We start from the raw sequence: 7569 nt of genomic DNA on the forward strand, positions 1-7569 counted from the left end.
CGCTGTCAGAATCCCGCCGCCAAACGAACGGACCCCATGCGCATCGCCATCCTCGAAGACGACCCCGACCAGCTGTCCCACCTCGTGCGGACGATGGAGCAGCTGTTCACGGTGGGAGAAACGACGGTGGCGTGCACGGCCTTCACCGACGGCGCCGCGCTGCAGCAGGTGCTGCGGCGGGAAAGCTTCGACCTGCTGGTGCTCGACTGGAACGTGCCGGGGCTGGAAGGGCTCGAGTTGCTGAAATGGCTGCGCACCTGGCAGCACGACCTGGTGCCCGTGCTCATGCTCAGTTCCCGCACCTCGGAGCAGGACGTGGTGCAGGCGCTGAACTTCGGCGCCGACGACTACATCGTCAAGCCGTTCCGCCCGCTGGAGTTGCGTGCGCGCGTGCAGCGCCTGATGGCCAGGCGCTCGCCGGTGGCGCAATCGGACCAGGAGCGCTTCGGCCGATGGGAGTTCGACAGGCTCACGCAGAACGTGCTGATCCATCCGGTTCCGCCGGACAGCGCACCGCCCGAGCGGCATGCGCTCACCGATCGCGAGTTCAAGCTGGTGCTGGTCTTGTTCCAGCACATGGGCGGCGTGGTGTCGCGCGCCCATCTGCTGGAAAGCGCCGGCTACAGCGGCGAAGAGCTGCCGTCGCGCACGCTGGACAGCCACATCTACCGCTTGCGCAGCAAGCTCGGGCTGGAGGCGGAGCGCGGGCTAAGTCTGCGCACGGTCTATGGACGCGGCTATCGGCTCGAAGCCACCCGGCAGGAGGAACCCTGATGGTGCCGCAGGGGGCAAGGACTATGCTCCCGCCAACCAGAACGATTCCGACATGACAAAGAGCGATCACGGAACGAGGGGAGATTCTCAAGCGATGCAGTGCAGGCAGCTGGTGGCATGCGCATGGTTCATTGCATTCGCGGTGTCCGCACAGTCGCAGCCGACCCCGCACGTCGTGCAGCCCGGCGAAACACTCTGGGGCATCACGGGGCAGCGCCTGCAGGCACCGCAGCGCTGGCCCGAGGTGCAGCAGCGCAACCAGGTCGGCGAGCCTCGCCTGCTGCAACCCGGCACGGTGCTGCATTTCGCGGACGGCCGCATCGTGCCCGAGGGCGCAGCCGTGGTGACGGCAGTCGAAGGGGCGGCCTCGCGCCGCCGCGGCGGCAGCGGGGGCGAACAGGCGCTCTCCCCCGGCATGCCGATCCAGCCGGGCGACATCCTCACCACCGGCGGCGAGGCCTTCGTTACCCTGGGCCTGCCTGGCGGCAGCCGCGTCGTGCTGCCCTCCCGCAGCGCGCTCGAAGTGCTGGCGATCGATGCCGCGACGGTCAGGCTGCGGCTCATCGAAGGGCGCGTGGAGTCGCAAGTCCAGAAGCAGCGGCCCAGCCAGCAGTTCGAGATCCGTGCGCGGTCGCTGGGCCTGGGCGTGCGCGGCACCCATTTCCGCGTGCGCGACGAAGGCGGCTTGCTGGCCAGCGAGGTCATCGAAGGCGAAGTGTCGGTCGGCAAGAGCGCCGCGGCAGGACGACAAGACCCGCAGCGGCCCGCAGCGCCTGCAGCTCCTGCCCTCGTACTGCGCGCGGGCCACGGCGCCGTCCTGCTGGAAGACGGCAGCGCCGAGGCGCGCACCCTGCTGACGGCGCCCCAGCTCCTGCCTGCCACCGGGCCCCGAAGCGGCGACCGGACGCTCGAACTCGTGCCGGTCGCGAACGCCAAGGGCTACCGGTTGCAGCTCGCGCGCGACGAGCGCGTCCTGCTGCCGGTGCACGAGCAGCGCGGCACCGGCCCCGCATTCACCGTGCCGCCCGAAATCGAGCCCGGCTTCTACCAGCTTCGCCTCACCGCCTTCGATGCCGCACAGCTCGAGGGATTGCCGGGCGACAGCACGGTCTACCTGCCGCCATCCAGTGCAAGTGGACAGGGCAGCAGCGCAGGAACGGCCACGCCGATAGCCGACGGCCGCGTCGAGATCCGGTGGCCCGGGGTTTCCGGTCGACGCTACGCCTTCGAGCTTTCGCGCAGCGCCGACTTCTCGCTGCTGCTGCTCAGCGAGCCGGCTGTCTACGCCACGGGCATGACGTTGGGCCCCTTCGCGGTCGGCGGCCGCTACCACTGGCGCGTGCGCGAGCAGCAGCCGGGCAGCACTGAACCCGCGAGCCCCCGGCAGGGCTTCGGCGGAAGCTTCGACATTCCCGCGCGTTGAGCCGGGCCTTCGCAATGCGCACGCGGCTCGTCATCGAACGGCTGTTGATGGCGCTGCTGTTACCCATTGCCATGCTGGGACTGGCGCAGCGCCCCATCGTGACGCAGATCGATGCCTCGATCCATGACCGGATGCTGCGCCTTGCATCGCACACCGCGACGCCCGACATCATGATCATCGCGATCGACGAACGCAGCCTGGGCGAACTCGGCCGCTGGCCTTGGTCCAGAGAAACCCACGCCCGGCTGCTGGAGCGACTGGCGCCCCATGCACCGCGCGCGGTGCTGCTGGATCTTTTCCTGACCGAGCCCAGCATCAACCCGCGGGATGACGAGCGGCTGGCGCAAGCCATGGGCAAGCTGCCGGTCTACCTGCCGCTGCTGCATGCCCCGCCGTTGGCGTCGATGAGCAAGAACTGGCCGGGCTTCCTGCCGCCGCTCGCGGTGTTCGCCGAACGCGCCAGGGGCGTCGGCCATGCGGGCCTGACGCCGGATTCTGACGGGGTGGCGCGCACGCTGTACCTGCGCGAGGGATACGCCGGGCATCTGCAGCCCTATGTGGGGGCGCTCATGACGGGCCGCGTCCCGCCGCAAGATCCCCCAGCGGCATCGTCCGGCACCTGGGTGCGCGAGGACCCGCTGCGCCTGCTGTTCGCCGGCCCGCGCGGCAGCTACCGCACGGTGTCGTATGTGAGCGCACTGCGTGGGGAAGTGCCCGATGCGCTGCTGCAGGGCAAGCTGCTGCTCATCGGCGCCACGGCCCCGGGCCTCGGCGACCAGACGCTGGCACCCCATGCGGGCGTCCGGGGCGTGCTGTCCGGCGTCGAGGTGCACGCCAATGCGATCGACAACCTGCTTCATGCGCGCAACATCAGCGTGCTGCCGCCACTCGCCTATGCGGCATGGACGGTGGTGCCGATCTGGATCGCGCTGTGGCTGCTGATCCGCATGGCGCACCACGCTTTGCCGGTCGCCTTCAGCCTGGCCGCGACCTGCCTGCTGCTCAGCATCGCCGCCATGCTCGCCCGGCACTGGTGGCTGCCTCCGGCGGCCCCCATATCGGGGCTCGCCATCCTCTATCTGCTGTGGAGCTGGCGGCGGCTGGAGTCTCAGTTCGCCTTTCTCCGCGAGCGCGCCCAGGTGCTGGACATGCTTCCGGCCGGCGCCTTCGAGATGCTCCCGGCCCTCGCGCCTGCGGCGGCCGATTCCGCGCAGCAACCCAAGCAGGCCCTGGACCGGGCCATTGCCCGTGTCCAGCGCATGCAGAAGCTGATGGACGAAGCCATGCACACCGTGCCCGTCGCCATGCTGATCTGCGACGAAGACGGGCGCATCGGATCGAGCAACGCCGCGGCCTTTCGCCTGTTGCGCGCCGGTGCGCCGCCTTCGCGCGACGGCGAGGCAGCGGCACTCAGGGGTGTGTCGCTGCCCAGGTTGCTCGCGACACTGGCGACCACGGTGCAAGCCGATGCAGCGATGGCGGCGGAACACCCCCACTGGACCGTGCGCCTGCGCGGCGAATACCAGACCACCGAGGCGCACGTGTTCCAGTTCGAGGCCGCGCCCTTCGGCGCCGCGGCGCGTGACGAGCGGGGCTGGGTGGTGGCACTGCCCGAACTCACCGCCGAGCGCGAAGCCCAGCGCCAGCGCGATGAATGGCGGCGCTTTCTGTCCCACGACCTGCGCAGCCCGCAGATCACCATCCTCAGCCTGTTGTCGATGCATGACGCCGAGACGGACGCGGCACCGGCGCCGGCGGATCTGCTGCGGGCGATCCGCCGGGAAGCGGAATGCACACTCGCGCTGGCCGAGGGTTTCATGGACTACACCGAGGCCGGGTCGAACGACTACCGCTTTGCGGAAACGCATGTCGGCACGGTGCTGCTCGACGCGCGGGATCAGGTGTGGCCCTACGCCCGGACCCATGGCGTGCGCGTGGAGACAGGGCTCGACGAAACCGATGAAACAACGATCCGGGCCGACGGCGCGCTGCTGACGCGCGCCATCGTGAACCTGCTGAACAACGCCATCCGCCACAGCAGCCAGGGCGGCTGCGTGAGCCTGCGCATGGAGGCCATGCCCGATCTCCAGAGCCCCGGCGGAGGCGTTGTTCGCATCACCGTCAGCGACGAAGGCTCGGGCATGACACCTTCGCAACTGCAGGCCCTGCTGACCACGCCGCGCGGCCAGCGCCTTGCCATGCACAAGGAAGATCAGGCTGCCGCCGCGCCTGCCCCGATGCCCGCCGCACGCGGCATGGGCCTTGGGTTTTCAGTGGTGCGCGCGGTCGTGCAGCAGCATGGCGGGCACATCGAGGCGCAGAGTGCACCGGGCGTGGGCACCACGTTCTGGCTGAGCTTGCCGCTGCGCTGCGGCGCGCCCTGAGCGCACCGGGAGTTCAGAACCTGAAATCGACGGTCTTCGAACCGCCGCCCACCGTCACCGTCTGGCTCTTGGCACTGCCGGCCATGGCAGCGTCGATGGTGTAGCGGCCCGCCGGCAGGTCGATCAGGCAGACCGGCCCGCTGGCGCGCAGGCCCAGCGAAGGCGCGCCGTCGGCGCCCTTGATGTCGACCTGGACATCCGTCAGGTAGGCACCGTCGGAGCGCGCGAAGAGCAGCGCCAGCGGATGCTCCTTCATGGCCGCGCGCATCGCGGTCGATTCGTCCGAGCCGATGCCGCCGCAGACATAGCGCACCGCGCCCTCGCCCTTCCATTGCGGCATGGCCGACTGGGCTTGCACGCCAACGGCAGCGGCCGCGCAAGCCAGCGCCAGCAGGGCGTGCCGCAGGTGCTTCTTCGGAACGATGGAAGCTGCTTGAACAGAAGACATGAGGCTTGCTCCTTGGAAAAATCGGTGCTGCCATGATGCGGCGCGAATTGCCATGGCGCGAGTCGGACCAGAGCGCTCTTCGGTGTGCGATCAGGCCGCCGCCAGCGCCGCGTCCAGCAGTTCCACCCAGTGCCGCACGGGCGTCTCCCGGCTGCCGCTTTGCAGGTGCGTGATGCAGCCGATGTTGGCCGAGGCGATGACACTCGGCTGCAGCTGCTCCAGGTGGCCGAGCTTGCGGTCGCGCAGCGGATAGGCCAGCTCGGGCTGCAGCACCGAGTAGGTGCCGGCCGAGCCGCAGCACAAGTGCGATTCATTCATTGCCACGCGGATGTCGAAGCCCAGCGCGCGCAGATGCGTCTCGACGCCGCCGCGCAGCTTCTGGCCGTGCTGCAGCGTGCACGGCGGGTGGTAGGCCACCACGCCCTGCGGCGCGCGCACGCGGGCCTTCAGAGCAGGCACGAGGTCCGGCAGCAATTCGCTCAGGTCGCGCGTGAGCTCGCCGATGCGTGCTGCCTTCAGCGCGTAGGCCGCGTCGTGCTGCAGGATGTGGCCGTACTCGCGCACGGTGACACCACAGCCCGAAGCGTTCATCACGATGGCCTCCACCTCGTTGCGCTCCACGAAAGGCCACCACGCATCGATGTTGGCGCGCATCTGCGCCTTGCCTCCGTCCTGGTCGTTGAGGTGGAACTTCACCGCGCCGCAGCAGCCGGCCTCGGGTGCGATCACCGCCTGTATGCCGGCCGCGTCGAGCACGCGTGCGGTGGCACTGTTGATGTTCGGCATCATCGACGGCTGCACGCAGCCCGCGAGCATCAGCACCTTGCGCGCGTGCGTGGCGGTGGGCCAGGCGCCGGCATCCTGCCTGGCGGGCACCTTGGCTTTCAACGCCTCGGGCAAGACGCCGCGCACCGACTGGCCGAGCTTCATCGCCGGGCCGAACAGCGGCGACGGTAGGCCCTCTTTCAGCAGCCAGCGCTGCGCCGACTCCATCGCGGGGCGCGGCACCTTCTCGTCGACGATCCTGCGGCCGATGTCGACGAGGTTGCCGTACTGCACGCCGCTCGGGCAGGTGCTCTCGCAGTTGCGGCAGGTCAGGCAGCGGTCGAGGTGCAGCTGCGTGCTGCGCGTCGGCGCCTTGCCTTCGAGCACCTGCTTGATGAGGTAGATGCGCCCGCGCGGGCCGTCGAGCTCGTCGCCGAGCAGCTGGTAGGTGGGGCAGGTGGCGGTGCAGAAGCCGCAGTGCACGCACTTGCGCAGGATGGCTTCGGCTTCGCGGCCTTCGTCGGTGCCGCGGAATTCGGGGGCGAGCTCGGTTTGCATGTCGGTTCTTGTTCTACGTGGAGGCGAGCAGGCGGCCGCGGTTGAAGAGGCCGTGCGGATCGAACTCGCGCATCAGCGCGCGCTGGATGCGTTCGACGGGCGCGCTCAACGCGTCGAAGCGCGGGACCTTGCCTTGGGTGTCCGACCGGGGCAGGCGGAACAGCGTGGCGTGACCGCCCGCGGCGCGCGCGATCTCGCGGATGCGCGCGGCCTGATCGGGCCGCGCCTTGTACCAGCGCTGGCCGCCGTGCCATTCGATCAAGGGCGCGGCGCCGTCGAGCGAGAGCACCGGCGCGGTCTGCGGCACCGACAGGCGCCAGAGCGCGTCCGTGCCTTCGCCGGTGGCGAACCACGGCAGTTGCTGGTCGCGCAGCGATTGCCATTCGGCGGCGGCACGCGCGTTGTTCTTGCGCTCGCCGCCGAGGTGTGTGCATGCGGCTTCCACGGCGGCCGCGGCGCCGCGCAGGCGCAGGTAAAGCGCACCCGCGCCTTCGTATTCAAACCAGCAGCTCGCATTCAGCGGCAGCGGCCGCCCGCCCCATTCGTTGAGCAGGCGCAGCGCATCGGCCTGGCCGCAGGCGAATGCTAGCGTGGCCTCGGCAGGCGCGACAGGCAGTACCTTGAGGCTCACTTCGGCGATCACGCCCAGCGTGCCGAGCGAACCGGCCAGCACGCGCGAAACGTCGTAGCCCGCGACGTTCTTCATCACCTGCCCGCCGAAGGTCAGCAGCTCGCCGCGGCCGTTGACCAGCGTGGCGCCGAGCACGTAGTCGCGCACCGCGCCGACGCTCGCGCGCGCGGGTCCGCTGAGGCCGGCCGCGACCATGCCGCAGACGGTGCCGTTTCCGCCGAAGCGTGGTGGCTCGAACGGCAGGCATTGGCCTTTTTCTGCAAGCGCCGCTTCCAGTTCCGCGAGCGGCATGCCGGCGCGCGCGGTGACGACCAGCTCGCTTGGTTCGTAGCTCGTGATGCCGGTGAGGTCGGCTGTGCTCAAGACCTCGCCATGCGGCGCCTCGCCGTAGAAATCCTTGGTGCCGCCGCCGCGAATGCACAGCGGTGTGCTGGCTGCGGCTGCAGTACGAATGCGCTCGATGATCTGGTGGAGTGCTGTGTCGGTACTCATCTGGCGGTCCATCGTGAGTGCTGTTGTTCGGGGTGCGTGCACAGGCCACCGGGTACTCCCCTCCGCGAATGTCCCCCGCCTTCGGCTCCTCCTT

Annotated in this window: 6 protein-coding genes; 3 read left to right on the top strand and 3 right to left on the bottom strand. The window is 69.6% G+C overall.

Going from position 1 to position 7569, the window contains the following annotated elements; genetic code table 11:
* Positions 1-36 precede the first annotated feature (36 nt).
* From PMI12_RS10030 to PMI12_RS10040, 3 genes are all read left to right on the top strand, one after another.
* Complete coding sequence (locus tag PMI12_RS10030) at positions 37-774, top strand: response regulator transcription factor (protein WP_007831689.1); 738 nt, start codon at positions 37-39, stop codon at positions 772-774.
* 94 nt (positions 775-868) lie between these two features.
* On the top strand, positions 869-2197 hold the full coding sequence (locus tag PMI12_RS10035) for a FecR domain-containing protein (protein ID WP_007831690.1): 1329 nt from the start codon (positions 869-871) through the stop codon (positions 2195-2197).
* 14 nt (positions 2198-2211) lie between these two features.
* Positions 2212-4581: a CHASE2 domain-containing protein gene (locus tag PMI12_RS10040; RefSeq protein ID WP_007831691.1), complete on the top strand. Its 2370-nt coding sequence runs from the start codon at positions 2212-2214 to the stop codon at positions 4579-4581.
* A gap of 13 nt (positions 4582-4594) precedes the next feature.
* On the opposite strand, the gene PMI12_RS10045 is transcribed toward PMI12_RS10040, so the two are convergent.
* The 3 genes from PMI12_RS10045 to glcE all read right to left on the bottom strand — a co-directional run bounded on the left by PMI12_RS10045 (position 4595) and on the right by glcE (position 7475).
* Entirely contained in the window at positions 4595-5029 is a 435-nt protein-coding gene (locus tag PMI12_RS10045; RefSeq protein ID WP_007831692.1) for a hypothetical protein, read from the bottom strand.
* 90 nt (positions 5030-5119) lie between these two features.
* A complete protein-coding gene (gene glcF, locus PMI12_RS10050) occupies positions 5120-6352 on the bottom strand; it encodes a glycolate oxidase subunit GlcF (RefSeq protein ID WP_007831693.1) in 1233 nt (410 codons plus the stop codon).
* Positions 6353-6365: 13 nt separating this feature from the next.
* Complete coding sequence (gene glcE / locus PMI12_RS10055) at positions 6366-7475, bottom strand: glycolate oxidase subunit GlcE (RefSeq protein ID WP_007831695.1); 1110 nt, start codon at positions 7473-7475, stop codon at positions 6366-6368.
* Between the last annotated feature and the right edge of the window lie 94 nt (positions 7476-7569).

Source organism: Variovorax sp. CF313 (genome assembly GCF_000282635.1).
Lineage (GTDB): Bacteria > Pseudomonadota > Gammaproteobacteria > Burkholderiales > Burkholderiaceae_C > Variovorax.

Bases quoted from the DNA above. Each gene is read 5' to 3' on its own strand.
- PMI12_RS10035 (WP_007831690.1), top strand. From the start codon at position 869: ATGCAGTGCAGGCAGCTGGTGGCATGCGCATGGTTCATTGCATTCGCG.
- glcF (WP_007831693.1), bottom strand. From the start codon at position 6,352: ATGCAAACCGAGCTCGCCCCCGAATTCCGCGGCACCGACGAAGGCCGC.
- PMI12_RS10030 (WP_007831689.1), top strand. From the start codon at position 37: ATGCGCATCGCCATCCTCGAAGACGACCCCGACCAGCTGTCCCACCTC.
- PMI12_RS10045 (WP_007831692.1), bottom strand. From the start codon at position 5,029: ATGTCTTCTGTTCAAGCAGCTTCCATCGTTCCGAAGAAGCACCTGCGG.
- glcE (WP_007831695.1), bottom strand. From the start codon at position 7,475: ATGAGTACCGACACAGCACTCCACCAGATCATCGAGCGCATTCGTACT.
- PMI12_RS10040 (WP_007831691.1), top strand. From the start codon at position 2,212: ATGCGCACGCGGCTCGTCATCGAACGGCTGTTGATGGCGCTGCTGTTA.